At 43.2% G+C, this 22,546-nt stretch carries 19 protein-coding genes; 16 read left to right on the top strand and 3 right to left on the bottom strand.

Annotated features, from left to right (window positions below):
• The first annotated feature begins 46 nt into the window (after nucleotides 1-46).
• The 11 genes from W293_RS0114755 to W293_RS0114705 all read left to right on the top strand — a co-directional run bounded on the left by W293_RS0114755 (nucleotide 47) and on the right by W293_RS0114705 (nucleotide 10,285).
• Nucleotides 47-553, top strand: coding sequence for a DUF305 domain-containing protein (locus W293_RS0114755; RefSeq protein WP_037026089.1), 507 nt, complete (start codon nucleotides 47-49; stop codon nucleotides 551-553).
• A gap of 135 nt (nucleotides 554-688) precedes the next feature.
• Nucleotides 689-2,032: an APC family permease gene (locus tag W293_RS0114750; RefSeq protein ID WP_037026091.1), complete on the top strand. Its 1,344-nt coding sequence runs from the start codon at nucleotides 689-691 to the stop codon at nucleotides 2,030-2,032.
• A 129-nt stretch (nucleotides 2,033-2,161) separates the two neighbouring features.
• Complete coding sequence (locus W293_RS0114745) at nucleotides 2,162-2,815, top strand: methyltransferase family protein (protein ID WP_025653156.1); 654 nt, start codon at nucleotides 2,162-2,164, stop codon at nucleotides 2,813-2,815.
• A gap of 115 nt (nucleotides 2,816-2,930) precedes the next feature.
• The gene (locus W293_RS17565; protein WP_025653155.1) at nucleotides 2,931-3,203 is read left to right on the top strand and encodes a DUF5676 family membrane protein; all 273 of its coding nucleotides are present in this window, start codon (nucleotides 2,931-2,933) and stop codon (nucleotides 3,201-3,203) included.
• A 103-nt stretch (nucleotides 3,204-3,306) separates the two neighbouring features.
• The gene (locus W293_RS17300; protein WP_156915658.1) at nucleotides 3,307-3,462 is read left to right on the top strand and encodes a hypothetical protein; all 156 of its coding nucleotides are present in this window, start codon (nucleotides 3,307-3,309) and stop codon (nucleotides 3,460-3,462) included.
• Nucleotides 3,463-3,600: 138 nt separating this feature from the next.
• Nucleotides 3,601-6,438 (top strand): copper-transporting P-type ATPase, encoded by a 2,838-nt coding sequence (locus tag W293_RS0114730; protein WP_025653154.1) that lies wholly within the window; start codon nucleotides 3,601-3,603, stop codon nucleotides 6,436-6,438.
• Between the two features lie 77 nt (nucleotides 6,439-6,515).
• Entirely contained in the window at nucleotides 6,516-6,797 is a 282-nt protein-coding gene (gene tatA / locus W293_RS0114725; RefSeq protein WP_025653153.1) for a Sec-independent protein translocase subunit TatA, read from the top strand.
• A 56-nt stretch (nucleotides 6,798-6,853) separates the two neighbouring features.
• Complete coding sequence (gene tatB / locus W293_RS0114720; RefSeq protein WP_025653152.1) at nucleotides 6,854-7,240, top strand: Sec-independent protein translocase protein TatB; 387 nt, start codon at nucleotides 6,854-6,856, stop codon at nucleotides 7,238-7,240.
• On the top strand, nucleotides 7,237-8,094 hold the full coding sequence (gene tatC / locus W293_RS0114715) for a twin-arginine translocase subunit TatC (RefSeq protein ID WP_025653151.1): 858 nt from the start codon (nucleotides 7,237-7,239) through the stop codon (nucleotides 8,092-8,094). The genes tatB and tatC overlap by 4 nt, the downstream gene beginning before the upstream one ends.
• A gap of 84 nt (nucleotides 8,095-8,178) precedes the next feature.
• Entirely contained in the window at nucleotides 8,179-9,465 is a 1,287-nt protein-coding gene (locus W293_RS0114710) for a hypothetical protein (RefSeq protein ID WP_025653150.1), read from the top strand.
• Nucleotides 9,466-9,862: 397 nt separating this feature from the next.
• A complete protein-coding gene (locus W293_RS0114705) occupies nucleotides 9,863-10,285 on the top strand; it encodes a two pore domain potassium channel family protein (protein WP_198015458.1) in 423 nt (140 codons plus the stop codon).
• Nucleotides 10,286-10,390: 105 nt separating this feature from the next.
• Here the strand turns inward: W293_RS0114705 and W293_RS0114700 are convergent, their stop codons facing one another.
• Nucleotides 10,391-10,792: a hypothetical protein gene (locus tag W293_RS0114700; protein WP_227502393.1), complete on the bottom strand. Its 402-nt coding sequence runs from the start codon at nucleotides 10,790-10,792 to the stop codon at nucleotides 10,391-10,393.
• Between the two features lie 343 nt (nucleotides 10,793-11,135).
• Between W293_RS0114700 and W293_RS0114695 the strand changes: the two genes are divergently transcribed.
• Nucleotides 11,136-11,525 carry a DUF6122 family protein gene (locus W293_RS0114695; protein ID WP_025653147.1) on the top strand — a complete coding sequence of 130 codons (390 nt, stop codon included), beginning with the start codon at nucleotides 11,136-11,138 and terminating at the stop codon, nucleotides 11,523-11,525.
• Nucleotides 11,526-11,959: 434 nt separating this feature from the next.
• Here W293_RS0114695 and W293_RS0114690 read toward each other — a convergent pair whose 3' ends face one another.
• Complete coding sequence (locus tag W293_RS0114690) at nucleotides 11,960-12,373, bottom strand: PaaI family thioesterase (RefSeq protein WP_025653146.1); 414 nt, start codon at nucleotides 12,371-12,373, stop codon at nucleotides 11,960-11,962.
• A 252-nt stretch (nucleotides 12,374-12,625) separates the two neighbouring features.
• Here W293_RS0114690 and W293_RS0114685 point away from each other — a divergent pair, with 252 nt between their 5' ends.
• From W293_RS0114685 to W293_RS0114675, 3 genes are all read left to right on the top strand, one after another.
• Entirely contained in the window at nucleotides 12,626-13,765 is a 1,140-nt protein-coding gene (locus W293_RS0114685; RefSeq protein ID WP_025653145.1) for a siderophore-interacting protein, read from the top strand.
• Nucleotides 13,766-14,032: 267 nt separating this feature from the next.
• Entirely contained in the window at nucleotides 14,033-16,321 is a 2,289-nt protein-coding gene (locus tag W293_RS0114680; protein ID WP_025653144.1) for a TonB-dependent receptor, read from the top strand.
• Nucleotides 16,322-16,433: 112 nt separating this feature from the next.
• Nucleotides 16,434-18,146, top strand: coding sequence for a multidrug ABC transporter permease/ATP-binding protein (locus W293_RS0114675; RefSeq protein WP_025653142.1), 1,713 nt, complete (start codon nucleotides 16,434-16,436; stop codon nucleotides 18,144-18,146).
• A 209-nt stretch (nucleotides 18,147-18,355) separates the two neighbouring features.
• Here the strand turns inward: W293_RS0114675 and W293_RS0114670 are convergent, their stop codons facing one another.
• Complete coding sequence (locus tag W293_RS0114670; protein ID WP_025653141.1) at nucleotides 18,356-19,873, bottom strand: PepSY-associated TM helix domain-containing protein; 1,518 nt, start codon at nucleotides 19,871-19,873, stop codon at nucleotides 18,356-18,358.
• A gap of 379 nt (nucleotides 19,874-20,252) precedes the next feature.
• Here W293_RS0114670 and W293_RS0114665 point away from each other — a divergent pair, with 379 nt between their 5' ends.
• Nucleotides 20,253-22,460, top strand: a complete 2,208-nt coding sequence (locus W293_RS0114665; protein WP_025653140.1) for a TonB-dependent siderophore receptor — start codon at nucleotides 20,253-20,255, stop codon at nucleotides 22,458-22,460.
• Nucleotides 22,461-22,546: the final 86 nt, after the last annotated feature.

Here is a 22,546-nt window from a genome sequence, read left to right as displayed (position 1 = left end):
AAAATGTCCATTATACCAATATTGTTAAATTTAAAGAGGTCACATTATGAATACTGCTAACAATGCTGCTAACAATGGGAATATGAATCATCAAAGCCATCAACAGGGTATAAATCCTTATGTGAAGTTCACTTTGATGATATTAACATCCACAGTGGTGATGTTTATCATGATGTATTTTAATACCTATAAATTGGATCACGTCTATTTTAGTGAAACCCGAGCTTATATGGCATTGTATATGGGCGCTGTGATGGCCATTATTATGCTCGCCTTTATGAGCAATATGTATAAAAAAACCAAGATAAACTTGATGGTCTATGGGGTTAGTGTGGTGTTATTTGCCTTTGGTCTATGGGGTGTGCGCTCGCAGCAAACTGTCGACCAAGTAGATTGGATGCAAGCCATGATTCCGCATCACTCTATTGCTATTTTGACCAGTGAGCGTGCCGATATAGAAGACCCACGGGTAAGAGAGTTGGCGGATGGCATTATCGAAGCACAAAAGCGTGAAATCGCTGAGATGCAGCAACTTATTGATGATTTAGAATGATAATAATAAGTAAGTTCTTTTTTAAAGACTATTTATTAAGTCGTGACTTTTAATTCTAATTATACCTACTCCTTACTTCAAAAATAACCTGTAAAACTGAAGTTCTACGAAGAAATAGATTAAGGTCGAATAAGTATGAAGCAAGATAGAACGACTCGCTATCAGAAGGATAGTTTGACATTATCAGGAACAGTTATGCTAGGTACCGGTGTCATGATCGGCGCTGGTATTTTTGCTCTGACTGGTCAAATGGCTCAGATGACAGGTTCGCTTTTCCCCTTGGCGTTTTTAGCCGCTGCAATCGTTGTTTCTTTTAGTGCCTATTCCTATATCAAAATCTCTAATGCCTACCCATCAGCTGGTGGTGTCGCGATGTACCTACACCAAGCGTACGGAGATCGTTTACCGACTGGCTTTAATGCCCTGCTGATGTATTTCTCCATGGTTATAGCGCAGAGCTTTTTGGCTCGGACGTTCGGGTCATATACCATGCAGTTATTTGGTGGCGATGACAGCGGTCGCATGGTATCCGTTCTTGGCGCAGCGCTTATTCTTGCTGCATTTTTGATTAATTTGCTTAGCAATCGTTGGATCCAAGGGGTCGCATCGGTTATCGGTATTATAAAAATTGTTGGGATTCTCATCTTCGGGCTGGTTGGTGTCTGGCTGGCTGATAGCTTTGCAATTGATTCTTCTACATTAGGTGACACTAATACTGTTGGTAACTTTCTTGGCGCAACGGCGCTAGGCATACTGGCCTTTAAAGGCTTTACCACGATCGCCAACAGTGGCTCGGAGGTAAAAGACCCTCATCGTAACGTCGGCCGTGCCATTATAATTTCAATCGCAATCTGCGTAGTAATTTACACCCTAGTCGGTTTCGCGGTGTCTAGTAATCTATCTCTTGCTGAAATTATTGAAACCAAAGATTACTCTTTGGCTGCCGCCGCACGCCCAGCACTTGGCGACTATGGTCTATGGTTCACAGTAGCAATCGCAATGGTAGCTACCGCTGGTGGTCTCCTTGCTAGTATCTTTGCAGTCTCTCGTATGCTCGCTATGCTAACCGAAATGAAGCTGGTACCCCACCGTCATTTGGGGATGCCAGGCAGCGTTCAAAAACACACACTGGTCTATACCGTGGTGTTGGGTTTGGCTTTCACAACGTTATTTGATCTTTCACGAATTGCAGCGCTTGGCATTGTTTTCTATCTGATCATGGATATCGCTATCCACTGGGGTGTTCTAAGATACCTCCGTCAAGACATAAAAGCGGTGATGTGGGTACCTGTAGTGGCCATACTTCTTGATATCTTAGTCCTCGGTGGTTTTATCTGGATCAAACTACACTCAGATCCATTCGTGCTTGGCGTAGCAGTCGTTACTATCGTAGTGATTGCTGTGGCTGAGCAGGTTTATCTCAAGTCGTCAGCGAGGAGAAAGGCTATCGAAAAAGATGCACTTACACACCAACATTGACAATAACATTAAAGGATTTATAAAAAACTGTTTGGTTTAAAATTGCGTAGATTTAAGCGTCTACTTACTATCTTCAACAAGTGATTTCATGCAATACGATATTCATAAAGAGAACGGGGAAAGTAAGCCATGAATGAGTCATTTAATCACGCTGGAACTTGGGGTCTCGCACTAATTGTTATTGTGCTCATTTCTTGGTTCTTTTACCGTTATTTCGCACCAAAGAACTGGCGTGAATGGGCGGGTGCTGGTGTAGTTCAGGCTTTCATCATTGCACTTTACGCAGAAATGTATGGCTTTCCGCTCACTATATATTTATTAGTACGGTTTTTTGGTTTAGACAGCCAATATATCAGCGCCAGCTTATGGTCGACCCTTGTTGGTTTAGGTGAGACAGGCATGATGATCTCAATGCTACTCGGCTATGCTATTGCATTTTTAGGAGTCGGACTTTTTGCTCAAGGTTGGCGTCAAGTCCATAAAGCACGGGGTGAGAACCGCTTGATGACGGAGGGGCTTTATGCCTACGTGCGTCATCCTCAGTACACGGGGTTGTTTATTGCGCTGTTCGGGGAAGGCGTAGTGCATTGGCCAACACTATTCTCAATCGTTCTGTTTCCAATTATTGTACTAGTTTATACATGGCTCGCTCGACGTGAGGAACAACAGATGCTCAAAACATTTGGAGAAGATTACCTTGCCTATAAACGGCAAGTGCCAATGTTTATTCCTCGTTGGGGTAGATGGCGTCAACTCGCTGCCGCCTCACGAATCAAGAAGTAATATTAGTACAGCATAAAGCTTTTACTCACACTGCTTTCTTAGGCTTAAAACGGACAGATGGACGGTTGATGGGTTTAAGCTTGAACGACATCATGTAATAACAAGAAGTATTAAGATGGCTAAATCAAACTTAACAACAAGTACTTTGAGGATTGCTCCTGTTGGCAACAGTGTATCGCTGTTTCTACTCATTAGTTACCTGTTATGCATAGGCTTTGGCTTACTTGCACCCGAACAGATAAGTATGCATGAAGCTTGGGCGCCTCTACTACCTGGCTTTGAGTGGTTGACGTGGACAGGTTTTCTAATTGGGCTTGTAGAATCGTATCTTTACGGTTGGTATTTCGCAATCTTATTCGTGCCACTATATCGTTGGTTCGCAAAATAGTTCAAAGGTACTCGTATATGAATAGTCAGCAAATCTTTTCAATTTGAGCGAAAATGAATTGAAAAGTTAGAGTAATCACAGTTTAGAGTAAGGAGAAATAATAATGAATGGCATGATGAATGGGTCGATGAACGGCTCAATGATGCAGGGTATGGGCTGGGTTATGATGCTTATCTGTTTGTTATTCATCTTACTGGTTTTCGCAGTACTAGTATTAACCATCAAGGCTCTGCTCAAGTATTTGCGTGATAAAGACTAAATTCCAATTGAAAAGTATAGAAATTATTTTTTAGAGGTTTTTAGATTAATGATTAGATGAATAGCAATCAAGGATTGATGATAGTGCTTTAAGAGCTGTATTTATTATCAATATTTATTGTCTTCAAGGAGTAGTTTTATGAAACATATTGCCGATGAAAAATCTATCAAAGGTGGTCAGTACGATAAAGTACCAGAAAATTATAGTGGTACGGTTTATATCTGCCCGATGCATCCTGAGGTTAGAGATACTAAAAAGAGCAATTGTCCGATATGCAGTATGTTTCTTAAGCCTGAAGACGAGGTTGCTGAATCCGACAACAATAAAGATAGTCATGCGCATTGTCATGGAACGGATGCTAATAATAGTAATGAGGCAAAACCTATCGAAGACGGCAAGTACGATAAAGTACCGGAAAATTATAGTAGTACGGTTTATATCTGCCCTATGCATCCAGAAGTAAGAGATATCGAAAAAAGTGACTGCCCAATATGCGGGATGTTTCTTCAGCCTGAAGACGAAGTTGCTGAATCCAACAACAATAAAGATAGTCATGCGCATTGTCATGGAGCGGATGCTAATAATAGTAATGAGGCAAAACCTATCGAAGACGGCAAGTACGATAAAGTACCGGAAAATTATAGTGGTACGGTTTATATCTGCCCGATGCATCCGGAAGTTAGAGATACTAAAAAGAGCGATTGTCCGATATGCGGTATGTTTCTTAAGCCTGAAGACGAAGTTGCTGACTCTAGTAACAATGATGATCACGCTAGCTGTCATGGAAAGAGTGGTGGTAGTGGCGAAGTAAAATCTATCAAAGGTGGCAAGTACGATAAAGTACCAGATGATTATAATGGCACGGTCTACACTTGCCCTATGCACCCTGAAGTTAGAGATATTGAGAATAGCGGCTGTCCAATATGCGGCATGGCACTTGAGCCAGAAACGATCACCATTGGCGAAGAAGATACCTCAGAGCTTGACGATATGACCCGCCGATTTTGGATATGTACGGTACTCACTATACCGCTATTAATATACGTTATGAGCGGTATGTTTGGAGTTGACTTTAGTCAGTATGGTGTACCTTCACAGGTTTTACAGTGGGCTGAGTTAGTGCTTGCGACACCTGTAGTGCTTTGGGGAGCCGCCCCGTTTTTCGTCCGTGGTTGGCAGTCAATAAAAAGCCGCAATCTCAATATGTTTACTTTGATTGCGATAGGCGTAGGCGCGGCTTTTGGTTTCAGTCTGGTAGCAACCTTTCTGCCCGGTATTTTTCCAGACAGCTTTAGAGATGCTAACGGACAAGTCGGTGTCTACTATGAAGCAGCAGCTGTCATTGTAACCTTGGTATTACTGGGTCAAGTATTAGAGCTCAAAGCCAGAAGTCAGACTTCAGGTGCGATTCGAGCGTTACTTGAGCTAGCACCACCAACCGCAAGACGTGTGGAAGAAAATGGTGAAGAAGTCGAAGTCTCGCTTGATGAGGTCGTCACTGGCGATAAGCTACGGGTTAAACCAGGTGAGAAGTTACCCGTAGATGGTACAGTGATCGACGGTAATAGTAATGTCGATGAATCAATGGTAACGGGTGAACCAATCCCTGTATCAAAAGTAGCAGGAGATACCGTGACTGGTGGTACGGTAAACGGCACCGGAACGCTATTGGTCGAAGCGGTCAATGTTGGAGCAGATTCGGTATTATCTAAAATTGTACAAATGGTTGCCGAAGCCCAGCGTAGCCGCGCACCTATACAGAAATTGGTAGATAAGGTGGCTGGGTGGTTCGTACCGATTGTGCTTATCTCCTCCGTCATTACCTTTATTGTCTGGGCGATATTCGGCCCTGAGCCCGCTATGGCCTATGCTTTGGTTAATGCCATTGCGGTACTGATTATTGCCTGTCCTTGCGCCCTTGGTTTGGCAACGCCGATGTCCATTATGGTTGGTACTGGCAAAGGCGCGCAAAACGGTGTCCTTATCAAAAATGCTGAAGCGTTAGAGAGTATGGAAAAAGTCGATACCATTGTCGTCGATAAGACCGGAACACTGACCGCTGGTAAGCCTGAGCTTACCGCAATTGATGCGCAGGTAGGTCAAGATGAAGACGAGTTTTTAGCCTTAGTAGCCGCAGTAGAAAGTGCAAGCGAGCATCCTTTAGCAGAAGCTATCGTTAGAGCGGCTCAAGAAAGATCACTCATTATTCCTAAAGCTACTGACTTTAATTCGACTACTGGCGAAGGCGTACAAGCCGTGGTCGATGGTAAGAAAGTCGCTATTGGTAACTCTAAGCTTATGGAAAGCCTAAATAGTTTTGATAGTGAGCTGTCCACCAAAGCTGATGTCCGTAGAAAAGACGGTGAAACGGTCATGTTTGTGGCTATAGATGGTAAAGCTGCTGGTATTATTTCAGTTGCTGACCCTATTAAACCAAGCACCAAAGAGGCGATTTCATTGCTTCATGACGCAGGTTTAAAAGTTGTGATGCTAACCGGTGACAACGAAAAAACTGCGCAGGCAGTCGCTAATAAATTAGGTATTGATGAAGTTCATGCGGATGTCTCACCAGAGGACAAAAACCGTATTGTCAAAGAAATGCAAGACAGCGGTAAACTGGTAGCTATGGCGGGTGATGGTATTAACGACGCACCAGCGCTAGCGCAAGCTAATGTTGGTATCGCTATGGGAACGGGTACCGATGTGGCAATGGAGAGTGCGGGTATTACTCTGCTAAAAGGTGATTTAATGGGAATTGCAAAAGCTTATAAGCTTAGCCACGCCACCATGCGCAATATCAGACAGAACCTGTTTTTTGCCTTTATCTACAATGCACTTGGTGTTCCTATTGCCGCAGGTGTGCTGTATCCCATATTTGGGCTTCTGCTCAGTCCGATGATAGCAGCGGCAGCTATGAGCTTGTCATCATTCTCGGTGATCGCTAACGCACTTAGACTACGTCGGTTGGACTTGTGATGTAAATGTTAGTAAAAATTGTCAAAACGTAATACCCAATACGGGTTTTATTAGAATTTAAAAATAAGGATATCGTTATGGGTAGTTTCTCTATTACACATTGGCTGATTTTGTTAGTAGTCGTAGTCGTTGTATTTGGTACTGCCAAGCTTAAAAACGCAGGTAAAGATTTAGGCGGTGCGGTAAAGGGTTTTAAAGAAGCGGTCAAAGATGAAGAAACCGAACACGCGCGTAAGAATCGGATGCTTGATCATGAAAAGAGTACGCCAACTTCAGATATCGACTTAAATACGCGTGTAGGTAATCAGGCTGATGATGTGGAAATCAGCCCTACCACTGAGGATAAGCATAAAGTGTAAAAAGTGTCATTAGCTGACGATACTCACTCGCCTATTAACTATTACATTTGACTGTTATGTTTGATATCGGATTTTCCGAGTTACTCTTATTTGGCATCATTGCCTTGATCGTATTGGGTCCAGAAAAACTACCACAGGCTGCACGTACCGCTGGGCAATGGTATGCCAAATTGCGTCGTATGATATCCACCCTACAATCTGAAATAGAGTCTGAGCTTGATCTGACTGAAACACGAAAACAAATGCAAGATGAGCTAGCAAACATCCGTCAGACTGAGACAGATATGAAGCGTGAGCTGGCAAAGATGCGTGGTAATATACAAAAATTTGAAGACTCACAGAATCAACACTCAGATGAGCCACATCAGCCAGTCGCTCTTGATGAGCAAGATCATCAGCCCAATAGCGCCTCCTCCTTAACCAAACAGGAGGCAGATAAATGAATCTATTTAAACGACAAAAAAGCCGACAACAAAAGATAGCGGATACAGAACTTGAGGCGACAATAAACACGGCTGATAGTCATAAGTCTGATGATGTGCTGAGTGCACTTGGTGACATGCCTATTACGGCGCACTTGATAGAGTTACGCGCCCATTTAATCAAGATATGCGTAGCAGTTTTAGTTATATTTTTAGCGCTGGTAGGGTTTTCACGTGAGCTCTATACTCTTTTATCAGATCCTTTGGTTGCTCAGTTGCCTGCTAATTCGACTATGATTGCGACCGATATCACCTCGAACTTTATGGCACCTATTCGTTTGACAATTTTTGTCGCTGCATTTTTAGCAATGCCTTATATTTTGTATCAAATTTGGTCATTCGTTGCGTCTGGTCTTTATAAAAAAGAGAAAAAAATAGCCATTCCAGTATTACTGTCTTCAATATTTCTATTTTATACGGGTGTTGCCTTTGCCTACTTTATTGTACTCAAAAGCGTATTGAAGTTTTTTATCCTATTTGCGCCACAAAATGTCATACCTATGACCGATATTGATAGTTATTTGAGCTTCGCTCTCAAGTTATTTATGGTATTTGGCCTCACCTTTGAGATTCCAGTAGTTACTTTATTATTGATATTAGTTGGGATCGTTTCTACTCAGAGTCTTGAGGATAAGCGTCGTTATATCATAGTCGGTTGTTTTGGGGTTGCAGCAGTAGTGACACCGCCCGACGGGGTATCTATGCTATTGCTGGCAATTCCAATGTGGCTATTATTTGAGCTGGGTTTGTTTTTAGCAAAAGTATTGATTAAAGAGGAACCAAGTATTGATTTAACCTCAAAAAATGAAACATAAAAAAGTTACTAACCTCAAACGCCTCTGTTTTTACTATTCACTAAATATGTCAATGTGAGCACTCTACTTAGCGATGGAATTTAAATGGAAGAAATAATCGATAACAACAAAAATGACAGTCTTGCAAATCGACTTAACAAAGAATGTTACTGCATTACCCTCGATCGTAAAGCCCTCAATACAAGCCTTCACGATCAATTGGTAGAGACTAGAAACAATCCAATAGGAGCGAACGAGCTTAATAAGCTTTTTTCAGCAACACCAGTGTTCGTTCCCAAAACAGAGATAGAGGCGATGGAACGAATCGTCAGGGCTATCGAGTCAGCTGCCGAACTGCCATTGTATCAAGAGCAAGTGCTGTCGTGGGCACCAGAAATAGCTGCTTTCGACCCAGGTCCAATAGGGGCTCTCATGGGTTATGACTTTCACTTGAGTAGCGACGGCCCCCAGCTCATCGAGGTCAATACCAATGCCGGCGGCGCATTTCTGAATGTGTTGCTCGCTCGCGCACAAAAACGCTGTTGCAACCCCTCAGAGCAAAGCGCTGCAACCAATCAAATGCTAGATAGGTTCGAGGAAGCAGTGTTTGACATGTTCAAACAGGAATGGCAGCGACAATCCACTGTTGCTATGCCCAATCGGATAGCTATTGTAGATAATGATCCCAAGAGTCAATTCATGTTCTTAGAGTTCCAATTGGCCTGTCAGCTGCTCCAAGCTAAGGGTATTGATACTGTGATACTAGATCCCTCTGAACTCGAATATGTCAATGGTGTGCTGACAGCCCATGGACAGAAAATCGATATGGTCTACAATCGATTGGTCGATTTCGCATTTGAGGAGCCTGACCATGCGCTGCTTAAGCAGGCGTATCTAGAGGATGCTGTGGTAGTGACACCCAATCCTCATGTACATGCTATGTTGGCCAACAAACACAACTTAACCTTACTATCCGATGCGCAGACATTGCATGCTTGGGGGCTAGATGACGCTGCAGTTGAATATCTAAAAAATTCTGTACCAAAGACACGAATAGTTGCAAGAGATGATGCAGCAGAGTTGTGGCGTACTCGACGAGACCTGTTTTTTAAGCCAGTGGCTGGTTATGGAAGCAAAGGCGTCTATCGCGGCAGTAAACTGACTCGACGCGTTTTTGAGAACATACTGGATGAGGGTTATATTGCACAGACTTTTGTGCCTGCAACAGAGCGAGCGCTAAAAATTGATGATACCGTAATGACGAGAAAGGTGGACATACGTCTTTATACGTATGGTGGACAACTGCTGCTACCTGCTGCGCGTGTTTATCAAGGCCAAGCTACTAACTTCCGTACGCCAGGCGGTGGATTCGCGCCCGTCTTTCAGGTGTGATTATTTGGGTTTGGCTTTTTAAGTAACTTTGAGCAACATTTACTATATGAATTGTTCTGTATGCTAATGTAACAATCAAAGGATCTTGCTGAACTGGGAAAATGATGATCCAAACCGTTATTTATTACTTCTTGCATTGAAATAATTACTATAGCCGATTATCCCATCCTAGAATGAGTTAACACATTTAGGACGGGACAGATACTAAATAAAAGGGATACGTTATCTTATGACGCGAAACGGACATAAATTTTTCTGACTTATTGTGCTTACGTTGTACTTACGCCGAGAGAAAGAAAAAACTACTGTTGATAGTTAGAGCGTGATAATCTGTGCTGTTCCTTCGACTATAACATAGCTTCCTTGAAGAGGGTGAAAAGTGGTTCTGGCAATTATAATGGCAGCGATTTTGATTGCTGTCTGTACAGCAATACATTACGGCGTATTAAAATTTTCGTCACAGTTTGTGACGCCGTCGCGTCATCCGGGACACTGCCTTGGGGTCACAGTTGCTTCAATCGTACTGGCTCATATCCTTGAGGCACTGCTTTATGCGGCTGGGTTCTGGGTTGCTGTGCATAACTTTCAGGTTGGCGACCTGGCCTCGTCCTCACCCAACGGCAGTGCCCCCCTTAACTTTATGGACTACTTTTACTTCTCGCTAGTTAACTATACAACGCTTGGGCGAGGTGACCTCATGCCTGACGGTCATCTTCGATTTATGACCGCGATGGAGGCCTTTCATGGTTTCCTATTGATTACAGTGTCCGGAACCTTTGTGCTTCAGATCATGAGTGGTCAAAAACCCCTTTCAAATTAGCTAAACATCCTCTCAACGATATATCGCGCAGTACTTCATGTCAGGATATGGATATTGCCTACTCCGGAAGAGCTTTGAGAGAGTATGGTTATCGCTTTACTCGATCTACTCGCATTCGGTACGCTTCGAAACCAGCCACCCAAGAAACATCCACTTGATAGTGTAGATCAATACTATCGGGACGACCACCCACTGAGCAAGCGGCAACACACCTGTGCCAAGCAGTGGCATTTTAGGCATAAGATCACTATAGCTCCACCTCTGACCGGCTCCAGTTGCCCAATACTCAAAGATTATGGTCACAATCAGGCCAACGGCAAAGTACATTAATAAAGTCGATAGACGCCATGGCTTTGTGATCCAGAACCAGTCTCTTGTAAACAGTGCCGCAAGCGCGTAAGCACTAAAAGCAATATTAGCATCACCGACAGTTGCCCGTGTACAAAGCTCGATTACCTGCCAATGGCTCACATCAGGCATGTCAGCAAAAAAGGGGACTTGTGCCATTTCCCAAAAAAAATGTAGAAAGAAGCTTACCCCCCAAATCATTAAAGTAAGCACAGCTGACGCTACTACTCGATGCGATTGGTTTACTAAAATCATAATACCTCCAAAAATATCCATAGCAATAAATACAGCTCTATGCTCAATTGACTGTCGTTACCAGACCGAGATACTATTTATTAGTGTCTCCAAATGCTAAATTAGCATGTTACTTGATGCGCATATTTATCACAGTTAGGTGACTAATTCCCATATATTAGACGATGGGTTCGCGCATTTTTTCAGGTGTGATTGTCCTTTGCCACCAGCGCACTGTTTAAACTATTATCTTGAATTGGAAAAAACGATGATTCAGACCGTTATCCATTATTTTCTACATTTTGGCATGCCGCTGATTATCTCTTATCTATTTTTTCGTGACGACTATAAGCGCGTCTACCTCATACTCTTGGCAACCATGCTAGTAGATTTAGATCATTTGCTAGCCACGCCTATTTTCTCGCCCAATCGTTGTAGTATTAACTTTCATCCACTGCATACTTACTATGCGATGGCAGTATATATGGCTATGCTATTTTTACCTAAGCCTTATAAAATCATTGGTTTGGGCTTGTTATTACATATGCTAACCGATTTGAATGATTGCGTGATGACCTATCTTAATTGTCCGCAGTGCTTGATTGAAGCGCCTGCTCGTGAGTTGGTAGCAGAATTTGTCAGAGCTACTAAGTCTTGAAGCTACTAAATTTTGAAGCTGCTTTAGGCGGTGTTGTTTAACTCCTTTCTTATGAACCAGTCTCCTTAGAAGTTTGCGCAGAAGGCATACATACCTCGCTATTCAAACCTTAATTTTCTAACACTCATCTCAAAAATTTAACTATTCTGATGTAAATGGCTACATTATAGCGGTTTGCTATAAGTAACCTATAAGAGCTGCCTTGTCTGGCATCAATGCAGCGGTCGTCGGTTTACTACTAGCAGCGTTTTATCAACCTGTATGGGCAAGCGCTGTTCTTGAAGCTATAGAATATTAGAAGCTGTTTAGCATTCACAAATAGGCAGGGGATGCGGACTCAGTTACCGCTAGCAGGCTCAATGATATTTAGCCAAACATCTTTTGTTTTAAGTAAATGGCCTTGTCTTAAGCAAATAACCTTGCCTTAAAATCGTCTATCTAGATTTTGGTGGTACAGAATAAGTGCCAACCACATGAGCCACTAAGTCGCTAGAGCCTTCTGAATAAAGAGAAACCTCACCTACAATTAGTGTGCGCCCTACTTTCATCAACGTGCAGTCGGCGATGATACGGGCTTCTGCTGAGGGTTTACGCAAAAAGTTAATGGTCAGGTTCGTTGTCACTGTCAACGGTACAATGCCAATTTTTCCCAGTATCGCCACATAGATGGCTACATCAGCGATACTCATTAACACTGGCCCCGAGACCGTGCCACCAGGTCGCAGCTCATTGATACCTATCTCGTGCGACAAGATCGAACCCTTATCATCTACTGCCTCAACCCTGCATTTAGTTTGTGGAAACTCTGCCGTCATAAAGGCGACGATTTCTTCTTTGCTTGCAGACATACCTAGCCCTCGGTTTGATTATTTTCACTACCGACGCCAGCTCTTTGCTTGAGTAAGCGCCGTCATAAACAGTGATAGCATAACTGATATTATCAGCCGCATCTATGCCCACCTCATTTCACTTATGCGCCACTTTCACTGACAGTAAATCGATAAAAAAGATTATTAGCATAATATATATGTTAATGATTATCATTAACATATATAATGTTGTTCAAAGATTATTTGAATTTTTGGCTTGGATGACATGTTATGGCTCAACCACTTGCTCAGTACGATATCGAGAAAACACCGTTAGACATAGCTGATAAAGATCAGTTTATAAGTCATGTCAATGAAGAGCATCAAGATGAACTCGCTATGTTTATCAATGCATGGACTTCCACGACAGTGAGTGAGTACGATATCGCCTCGATAAAAGAGCTATATACGGATGGGATATTAATGGATGTCACAACCACCAATCATGACACCGAAACCTTAGCAAACACTGCCACTCTCAGCAGTCAATATTTTATCAATTTTACGACGCCTATTAGTGAGTCTATGACGCTACAAGAGCAATATATAACGCTATTACAAACCTCTGCCAATAAGCTTGGTAAGCGTACGATCAAGCTTCAAGAGCAGCGTTTTACTGTCATTAATGGCTACTACGCTAGCCCCAATATGTATCGATTAGTAGTAACCGCGCCTGATAATACGCCACTATCTCACCCCGGTTACGCGTATCTGTTTGAGCTAGATTCAGACGGCTTATCTGCCCAGAAAAATTCTTCAAAAGACCATTCAAGAGATAGCGACAAGCCTTTGCAACGCTATTATACCTTGCGAAAAGTATGGCAAGATTCGAGCAACTCGTCCGTCCAAGCGTGGATAGACGTCTACATCCATGGCGACACGGCAGGAGGCAACTGGGCTCGCGCGCTTGACTGCGGCGTGCAAATCAAAACAGTGCGTGAATATCCAGAAAAGACAGAACATCTCAGCGAAGGTCAGTGCTTACTCATCTGTGATGAAACCTCTCTGCCGACGATGGCCAATCTATTAGAGAACTGGCAGAATCCGTTGCCACCTTTAGTCATTGCCATCACTAACGATCCAGAGGATAGCAGTTATCTACAGACGCTAACGCTCAGTCATCGACTGCGCCATGATGCGCATTTTTTGCAAGACAATTTGTGCCATCTCATTAATACCCCAACGACTGATATTACTGAGCAAATAATGGTATTATTAAAGACACAATTTGCGAGACTGCCTCTCAAGATTGGAAAGGTATGGGGTGCGCTGGAAGCAGCGAATATCAAATCATTACGACAGCAATTAAAATCAACACTGGGTCTATCACGCCAAGACATGGTCATCAAAGTCTATTGGCGTGCACAATAATTATTATCTTTATCTGTTTATAAGCAGCCGCCATGTAGTAAATAATAGGCACTCGACAACCTATTAACTATTTGAGATGGCTCATAAATTTAGCTATTAATAATCATTGATGCCGATCACTTATCAACTTTAGACGACTCATTATATTACCTATCAAAAACTGACATTCAACACCATAAAAATAACTTTAGATTTAATCTAGTAATATATTGTAATGAAAATGATTATCGTTATAATATGCATTTAACCTACGTGCTGGAAATATTCATGCAACTGTCTCGCTTATATTCTGCTTTATTTCGCCCTAACCTCTTAGACATCTCTCGCCATCCATTTTCACTAAAATCACTGTGCTCATCTTGTCTGTCCACATCGGTAATATTACTGGGTGCAAGTCAAGCTGCGTGGGCACAAACAGAGGCAAGTGCCGATTCTCAAGCAGATACCCCAAGTGTGGTACTCGATGCGATTGTCGTGACCAGTAGCGCTGATGCGTCAGCCGATGGGTTACCAGATGCCTATGAAGGGGGTCAAGTAGCGACAGGAAGCCGCGTCGGAATCTTGGGCAATCAAGACATCATGGATACGCCGTTCTCTACTACCTCATATACCAATGAATATATCAGCAATCAACAAGCACAAAGTGTGGGCGACTTGCTCAAAAAAGACCCGACTGTTCGTGTCGCTAGAGGCTTTGGCAATTTTCAAGAAGCCTACTTTATGCGCGGCTTTGTCACAACCTCTGATGACACGATGTATAACGGTCTATACGGCATATTACCAAGGCAGTATATCGCTACTGAATTGTTTGAGCGCGTTGAGGTTCAGCGCGGGGCATCCGCCATGCTCAATGGCGCAGCACCAAGTGGTGGTAACGCTGGTGGTACGATTAACCTGCTGCCCAAACGAGCTGGCAATGACCCGCTACGTAAGGTGACACTCGGTTATGGTCAGGGCGATCAAGGCAAAGTTGCCGTAGACGTCAGTGATCGCTTTGGTACTGATGATGCGTTTGGCGTTCGCTTTAATGCCGCTTATCAAGATGGCGACAGCGCGATTGATGATGAATCCTCGACACTGGGTCTGGCGGCGTTGGGATTAGATTATAGAGGCGATCAGTATCGACTATCAGCTGATTTGGGCTGGCAAGACAACAAACTCAAAGAGACTCGTCCTAGTGTCACACTTGCTGGTGTTTCTAGAGTACCAAAAGCACCAGACGGCTCAAAGAATTGGGCGCAGCCTTGGACGTATTCAGATGAAGAAGATGTCTTTGGTACAATTCGAGGAGAATATGATTTTACTGATAATATTACCGCTTATGGTGCTTACGGTGTGCGAAGTGGTGAGGAAGAAAACTCACTGGCCAATCTAACCGTCAACAATGTTGATGGTGCAGGTACGTTTTATCGCTTTGATAATTCTAGAAAAGATTTGGTACAAAGTGCTGAGCTCGGTCTGCGTGGTAAATGGCAAACAGGTGAAGTGGCTCATAATTGGGTACTAGCAGCGGATCTCTATGACCAAGAAGAAAAAGGGGCATTCGCGTTTGATTTTGGCAATCAACCTGCGACCAATTTGTACCACCCTACCGACTACGCTGAGGTCCCTTTTACAAGCACAGCAATCTTCGGTGGTAACTTAGACGATCCAAAACTAACCAACGAGAAGCAATTCCAAAGCTTTGCGCTAGCAGACACCATATCACTGTTCGATGACAAATTAAAAACCACCTTAGGCGTGCGTCATCAGAATATAAAAACCACCAGCTATGATCCTAACACTCAGGCTAAAACGGCTGATTACGATAAAAGTGAGTGGACACCAAGTATCGGTATCGTCTATCAACCGAGCATGGACTGGTCTGTTTATGGTAACTATATCGAAAGCCTAGCGCCAGGCGCAAGGGCACCTCTGACTAATAGTAGTGGTGCTGTCACTAATGGTGGTCAAGATTTAGACCCTTATGTGAGTGAGCAAACTGAGGTTGGCGTTAAGTATGACAACGGTCTGATTGGCAGTAGTTTGGCGATATTCCGCACTGATGAGCCGCGTGCTTATATCAATGACTCAAACACGTTTACCGCTGCTGGAGAAAATCGCCATCAAGGGGTGGAATTGACTGTATTTGGTAGCCCGAGCGAAAACATGCGCTTCAATGCTGGTGTTACTTACTTAAATGCTGAGCAAAAAGACACGAGCGATGTGACGTTAGACGGTAATCGAGTCATCGGACTGCCGACGCTACAAAGCAACGTCAACCTAGAATATGATGTTGCGGCATTCGAAGGAATGACTTTGACCGGCGATATCATTCACACAGGTGCACGTTATGCCGATGCCGCCAACAGCTTAAAAGTTGACGGTTATACCACGTTAGATCTAGGTGCTCGCTACAAAACCATGCTCGCTGGACAAGACGTGACGCTAAAAGGAGTGGTTACTAACGTGACAGGAGAAGACTATTGGCAATCAGTAGGCGGTTATGCGGGTGCTGGGTATTTAAATGCCGGTGAGCCTACTGCGTTAAAAGTATCAGCGACGTTCGACTTTTAAGACATGCGGATTAAACCATATTTATAAGACTTAGATAAAAGGGATTAGGCACAACCTACTCCCTTTTATACCATCAAAAATACGCAAAAAAATATTCTATTATTGAGCCACTATGTCCTCTCGCACCACCGTTTCTTTATACCACATGATTTGGGCACACTATCGTCTGCCCTTTCTTAAAGTTATTTTTCTTAATTTGGTTAATGCGGCTGTCAGTGTGGGCATCATCGCTTTTATCAATCACACCTTTATTAGTCAGCCTGTTTTTAATACCTTATCGTGGGCAAGTTTGGGTCAATTCTCAGCCTTGGTTGTCCTGCTATTGGTCACTACTTTTTTATCACAATATGCCTTAACCCGTCTCGGTCACAAGTTTGTCTATGAGCTCAGAACCAAGCTGGTCAAACAAATCATCGATACCAACGTCCCACAAATAGACCATTTGGGTAGCGCACGATTACTCGCCAGCCTGTCCTCAGACATTCAATCAATTACCGTTGCCTTTGTCCGCATGCCAGAATTGGTACAAGGGGTGATTTTATCTACTGGGGTCGCTCTTTATTTGGGCTGGCTGTCATTGCCACTATTACTGATTATCATGGTTTGGATTGTGATGACCATTTGGATAAGTACTATTCTGGTTAAACATGTCTATCACCATCTCACCGCCATCAGAGAGATCAATGATGAGTTATATGCAGATTATCAATCGATAATAGAGGGCCGTAAAGAGCTCGCATTGAACCATCACCGCGCCGAAAAACTCTACCAACATGATTTTTTAAATCATGCCCAGTCTTATCAAGAGCGAATTATTAAAGCGGATACGTATCATTTATCGGCAGTGAACTGGTCGAACATCATGATGTTTGCAGCGATTGGGGTTGTGTTTGCCGTGTCCAACTATCTTGATATACCCATGGGCGTCGCGACCACTTTTTCTTTAACGATTTTATTTATGCAGTCACCTCTGCTCCATGCAGTTGGTGCTTATCCAACCATGCAAACAGCGCAAGTTGCCTTGGACAAAATACAATCATTGGAGCTAGCGGATTATCATTCAGCGTTTGCCACTGACACCATCGCAACAGACTGGCAATCTATTTCTTTGACCGATATTCACTACCGTTACGACAACAGTGATGCTGATACGTCTGCCTTAGTAACAGAAAAAACCGCTCACTCAAATGATATATTACAAGACGTCACTCTCACTTTAAGACGTGGCGATGTGGTCTTTTTGATTGGTGCGAATGGTAGCGGTAAGTCTACTCTTGCAAAGATTATTACAGGCATTTTTACCCCTACCACTGGCTCTGTACATATAGACAATCAGCTTATTGACTCCAAAAATAATACCGATTATCGACAGCTTTTTTCTGCCATTTTTAGCGATCAGCATCTTTTTAAACAATTGATTGGCAGTCATGGCAGCGATCCTGATATGACGCTAGTAACCACTTGGCTGCATAAATTAAATTTGCAAGATAAAGTCAGTGTGACGGATCATCGCTTATCTACGGACAAATTATCGCAGGGACAACGTAAACGATTGGCTATGTTAATCTCTGTTGCTGAACATAAGGACATACTGTTACTTGACGAATGGGCTGCTGACCAAGACCCTGCTTTTCGTCGCGTATTCTATCAATCATTGATTCCTGAGCTAAAAGCGCTGGGTAAAACCCTTTTTATTATCAGTCATGATGACAGCTACTTTGAGCATGCGGATCGATTGCTGCTGATGAAAGAGGGGAAATTGATCGAGCTGAATGCTGAAGAACGTCAACGCGCCAGTACCGATGCCATCTCTATGTTGAAGTAATACCAATCCCAAAAAGCATGATTAGCGACGTCAATCTCGCTTATTCTATAAAAAATAGTACTTGCACTCCTCTTCCTTGCTACCCAAATTTTTGGAAATGGTATACATATGGTCTGAAGCATAAATATTTAAGAATAGAGCAATAAGGCTAAAAAATGGGTGTCTTCTAGAAGACACCCATTTTTTCATCACAAGCAAGAGTCGATTGTTTATTTTAATAGTTTCTGTAGAAATCCAACACGCGATATCACCAAAAAGTCCAATAATCCGATGACGATAATAGCAATAATTGCGGTTGGAAAAATAATAGACACAAGCAGTAAGGGAATTGCAAACGGCCACCAGATAGAAAAACTTTGACCGCGTGCTGGTGGGTTTAGCCCCACTTTTTCACTGGAATGACGTGGACGGCGTTGCCACCACATAACATAACCGCTCACAGAAATAGCAATGACCGATAGGCAAAATAAAACGTTGGCAAGCACGCTCCATAATCCCAGCGTACCCATATGAATAGCGGCACCTGCTGCCATGAATTTGCCAAAGGGATTGTAATCATTAAAGCGAATGTCTGTTAAAACCTTACCCGAATAACGATCGATATGTACGGTACGATCCGCGGTTGGGCTCTTCATATCGTAGCTCATGGAATCTTGGCTAATCGTCCATACCCCAGTCGAGCCTTGAGGTAGATTCATCTGATAACGTCCTTCAAAACCAATTTCACGGACAAAGCGATCCACCGTATCAATCATAATAGGTATATTTGGCGCGATACCATTCTTACCCATGGTCGTCCCTGATACGGGCATCGGTGTCAACTCAAGCACCCAAGGTACATCTTTGGTACTGCCCGTGTTTAATACATCACCATGTGTGGGAGCCACGGCTGGTGATGCACCATGAACGTGCGGCGCGGCGTTAGTCATATCCATACCAGCATGGTGTTTATGGCTGGGGTCAATTGAAAGCGGTATGGGCGCAACGCCCCACTTACCTGCGGGAAATTGGCTCCATGCCTGCACGACTCGCTCGCCCCAAATACCAGCCCACGCCATGCCTGAAATGCAGAAAAATAACAACACAATAGATATCCAACTGCCTAGCGTCGCATGGATGGTTCGAAAAAATGGGCGTTTTTTCTTCAGCGTGGTATTGTCATCAGGAACCAACATGGCTTTGAAAGATTTACGTTTTTTCCACCACAGATACCATCCCGTTAAAATCATTAAAATAGTCAAGGAGGCCGTGGTTTCTTGGATATAGTCACCGACTTTACCCAATAGCAAATCACTATGAATAGCATCAAAAGTGTTATACAAACTACTATTAGTAGGTATGCTGTCAACAATATCGGCCGTGTAAGGATTCACCGACACCATATTGTCATGCCCTTCTGACACCACCTGAAACAAGGCCACCGTATTGTTCTCACGAGGAGCAATGTATTTTACCAATGTGCTATCGGGCAGCGTGTTGAGCGCGTTCTTAGCTTGAGTGGAGATAGGGGCTTGGGTAGCGACAGGTGCTTGCACCATCGACTCTGGGGTAGGCACAGTCACACGGTCATTGTCTCGCCCTGAGGTGTTAGACATGAGTATCATCCCAAGCCCTGTACACGCCAAAATAACTAAAAAAGGAGCGACAAACATGCCTGCATAAAAATGCCAGCGCCATACCGTAAAATAGCGTTGATTGTTAGTTGGTTGATGGGTGCCTCTGTTCATAAATATGACCTTTAACAATCTCTGGTTGCTCAATGAATAACCTAAATCTATCAAGAATTTTAATAAATCCTGTCCACTTATTGATCTCAAAGTTGATTTCAAATAGACGGCTGTATCATACGAGGAAACCGATTTAAACACCATCGTTTATAGTAAGAAATTATCATCATATTAGATATTTTTAGTCTATATAAATCTGTTTGACTCACACCAATTTAGAGCATACATACAATACATTTTGACGATGTATGCATCGCTCTATTGCATACAATATCTCCAAAAACTCTTTATTTGTAAATTTTTTATGATAATGATAATCATTAATGTTATTATTCCTTTTTTAATTTTTAGTATTTCATAATAATTTATAGGAGCTATGATGCGTTTTATCTCAACGTCTACATCCATTCGTCAAAAACGTTTAACACTCGCCGTGCAACTGGGATTGGCAATGGGTCTGAGTCACGCCGCTTACGCTGAGACGATACCGAATAACATCGAAAATAGTGTAGAGAACGACGTTGATAATGATGTTGATGAGACTGCGACACCATCAGCCATCTTAGATAGTATTACTGTCTATGCCGACAGCTATCGCAGTACAGGTACAAAAACTGCATTAGATCCCAATGATGCGCCCATGAGCTATACAAGAATCGATCAAGCATTACTGCAAAAACGCCAAGCAGACAGTGTCAATGCTGCATTACGTTATGAGCCAGGGGTGAGTGCTGAAAGTCGCGGTACCGTATCGATCTTTGACGAATACAACATTCGCGGTTTTAAAACTTACTCCAATTTTTATGATGGCTTAAGACTGCCCTACGATGGTGCTTGGAACCTGATGCCACAAGTCGATATTTACGCAACAGAAGCAGTCGAAATGGTAAAAGGACCAGCATCCTCGCTTTATGGTTATGCATCCCCAGGTGGCATGGTCAATCAAGTCGCTAAAACCCCCAAAAGCACCCAAGCGTCTGAAGTGCAGCTGCGACTCGGCAATCAAGACTTAAAAGAAGTGGCTGTCGATACCACAGGACCTATCTCAGACACGCTAAATTATCGTCTAGTGGCATTAAAACGCAAAAAAGATGGGCAGATGCAGACCACAGAAGAAGAACGCACGCTGATCAATCCGTCATTGGACTGGCAACCTACAGAGGATGTGTCCGTCCTTGCCAATCTGTTTTATCAAGATGATCCAGAGATGGTGCCCTCCACTCCGCTACCTGCCGTTGGCACTGTCTATAATGCCAGCTATGGAAAACTGAGCAGTGATGCTTATGCGGGTGACAAATGGAATCGCTTTAGCAAAGAAGTATTCATGCCCAGTGTCACAGTGAACTGGGACATCAATGATAAGTTGACGTTCAAGCACATTCTGCGCTATACCGATGCCGACGCGCAGCAGCGTAATATGTACAACAGCGGGTTTGTAAGCGGCAGTGACAAAATACTAAACCGTGTGGCCTACACCACTGATGAAAGTATGAACAACTGGACCACTGACAATCAGCTTGCTTATCAGCTGGATACTACCAATACCTCCCATAACCTGTTATTTGGTATTGAGTATCAAGAAACAGACAGCACCGCCACCTATTATGATGCTGGCGCGGACGGCACGCCAAACCTTGATTTGTCTAACCCAGATTTTTCGAAAATCAATGCCGATATGTTGCCTTTAGACGCTTATCGTCAAGATGAAGACATCGAACAAAGCCAGCTTGGGTTTTATGTACAGGATGAGATGAAATGGCAAGATTTGACGATAGTAGCCGGCTTACGTCACGATAATTTTGATAGTATCACTAAGCAGACAAAGGCTTCTGAAGGTGCCATCTATAGTGATCAAACTATTGACAATGATGCCTCGAAAACCAGTGGTCGTCTCGCAGCTATCTATGACTTTGATAATGGACTATCGCCTTATGCCAGCTATTCTCAGTCTTTTCAGCCAGTCGTTGGCAGTAATTTCATTACCAATGAAGCCTTCAGACCCACCACCGCCGATCAACTAGAAGCTGGTGTCAAATATCTCTCCGCCGATCGCGCCACACAAGGGACATTAGCAGTATTTGATATCACCCAAAAAAATGTAGTGGTGGCTGACGAAATCAACTATAGAAGTCAAACACAAACGGGTGAAATTACGTCCAAAGGGTTTGAAGTTTCAGGCAGCCACATGCTCAATGACTGGGTAGATATCAATGCAAGCTACAGCTATACCGATGCTGAGATTACAGAGGATGAATTCAACCCTGATGTGATCGGCAACACCCCAGCACAAACGGCAAAGCATAAAGCCACACTTTGGACAGACTATTACGCCACAGACAAACTGACACTCAATGCTGGCGTGCGCTATGAAGGCGGTATGCAACTTGACAAACAAAATTCAGATGCGCTGCCAAGCGTGACTTTGGTAGATATCGGCGGCAATTATCAAATCAATCCGATGCTCACTGTCGGCGCGAGTATCAACAATCTGTTTGATAAGACCTACGTCGGCGCTTGTTATGATATTAATAACTGCTGGATGGGGTCTGAACGCCAAATGTCCGTCAGCCTAAAAGCCCATTTTTAGGCAATGTAGGACTTACAATTACCAGAGAATGTCAGTCTTATAGATTGGCTTTCTCTCGAATGATGCATTATGGTATTAAACAATGG

Origin of the sequence: Psychrobacter sp. TB67 (assembly GCF_000511065.1) — a bacterium.
Lineage (GTDB): Bacteria > Pseudomonadota > Gammaproteobacteria > Pseudomonadales > Moraxellaceae > Psychrobacter > Psychrobacter okhotskensis.
The sequence above is the reverse complement of the archived record's forward strand: the minus strand, read 5'-3'. Positions and strand labels throughout refer to the sequence as shown.

Bases quoted from the DNA above. Each gene is read 5' to 3' on its own strand.
- W293_RS0114675 (WP_025653142.1), top strand. From the start codon at position 16,434: ATGTCCTCTCGCACCACCGTTTCTTTATACCACATGATTTGGGCACAC.
- W293_RS17565 (WP_025653155.1), top strand. From the start codon at position 2,931: ATGGCTAAATCAAACTTAACAACAAGTACTTTGAGGATTGCTCCTGTT.
- tatC (WP_025653151.1), top strand. From the start codon at position 7,237: ATGAATCTATTTAAACGACAAAAAAGCCGACAACAAAAGATAGCGGAT.
- W293_RS0114665 (WP_025653140.1), top strand. From the start codon at position 20,253: ATGCGTTTTATCTCAACGTCTACATCCATTCGTCAAAAACGTTTAACA.
- W293_RS0114750 (WP_037026091.1), top strand. From the start codon at position 689: ATGAAGCAAGATAGAACGACTCGCTATCAGAAGGATAGTTTGACATTA.
- W293_RS0114690 (WP_025653146.1), bottom strand. From the start codon at position 12,373: ATGTCTGCAAGCAAAGAAGAAATCGTCGCCTTTATGACGGCAGAGTTT.
- W293_RS0114710 (WP_025653150.1), top strand. From the start codon at position 8,179: ATGGAAGAAATAATCGATAACAACAAAAATGACAGTCTTGCAAATCGA.
- W293_RS0114745 (WP_025653156.1), top strand. From the start codon at position 2,162: ATGAATGAGTCATTTAATCACGCTGGAACTTGGGGTCTCGCACTAATT.
- tatB (WP_025653152.1), top strand. From the start codon at position 6,854: ATGTTTGATATCGGATTTTCCGAGTTACTCTTATTTGGCATCATTGCC.
- tatA (WP_025653153.1), top strand. From the start codon at position 6,516: ATGGGTAGTTTCTCTATTACACATTGGCTGATTTTGTTAGTAGTCGTA.
- W293_RS0114705 (WP_198015458.1), top strand. From the start codon at position 9,863: ATGGCAGCGATTTTGATTGCTGTCTGTACAGCAATACATTACGGCGTA.
- W293_RS0114700 (WP_227502393.1), bottom strand. From the start codon at position 10,792: ATGGCACAAGTCCCCTTTTTTGCTGACATGCCTGATGTGAGCCATTGG.
- W293_RS0114685 (WP_025653145.1), top strand. From the start codon at position 12,626: ATGGCTCAACCACTTGCTCAGTACGATATCGAGAAAACACCGTTAGAC.
- W293_RS0114730 (WP_025653154.1), top strand. From the start codon at position 3,601: ATGAAACATATTGCCGATGAAAAATCTATCAAAGGTGGTCAGTACGAT.
- W293_RS0114755 (WP_037026089.1), top strand. From the start codon at position 47: ATGAATACTGCTAACAATGCTGCTAACAATGGGAATATGAATCATCAA.
- W293_RS0114670 (WP_025653141.1), bottom strand. From the start codon at position 19,873: ATGAACAGAGGCACCCATCAACCAACTAACAATCAACGCTATTTTACG.
- W293_RS0114680 (WP_025653144.1), top strand. From the start codon at position 14,033: ATGCAACTGTCTCGCTTATATTCTGCTTTATTTCGCCCTAACCTCTTA.
- W293_RS17300 (WP_156915658.1), top strand. From the start codon at position 3,307: ATGAATGGCATGATGAATGGGTCGATGAACGGCTCAATGATGCAGGGT.
- W293_RS0114695 (WP_025653147.1), top strand. From the start codon at position 11,136: ATGATTCAGACCGTTATCCATTATTTTCTACATTTTGGCATGCCGCTG.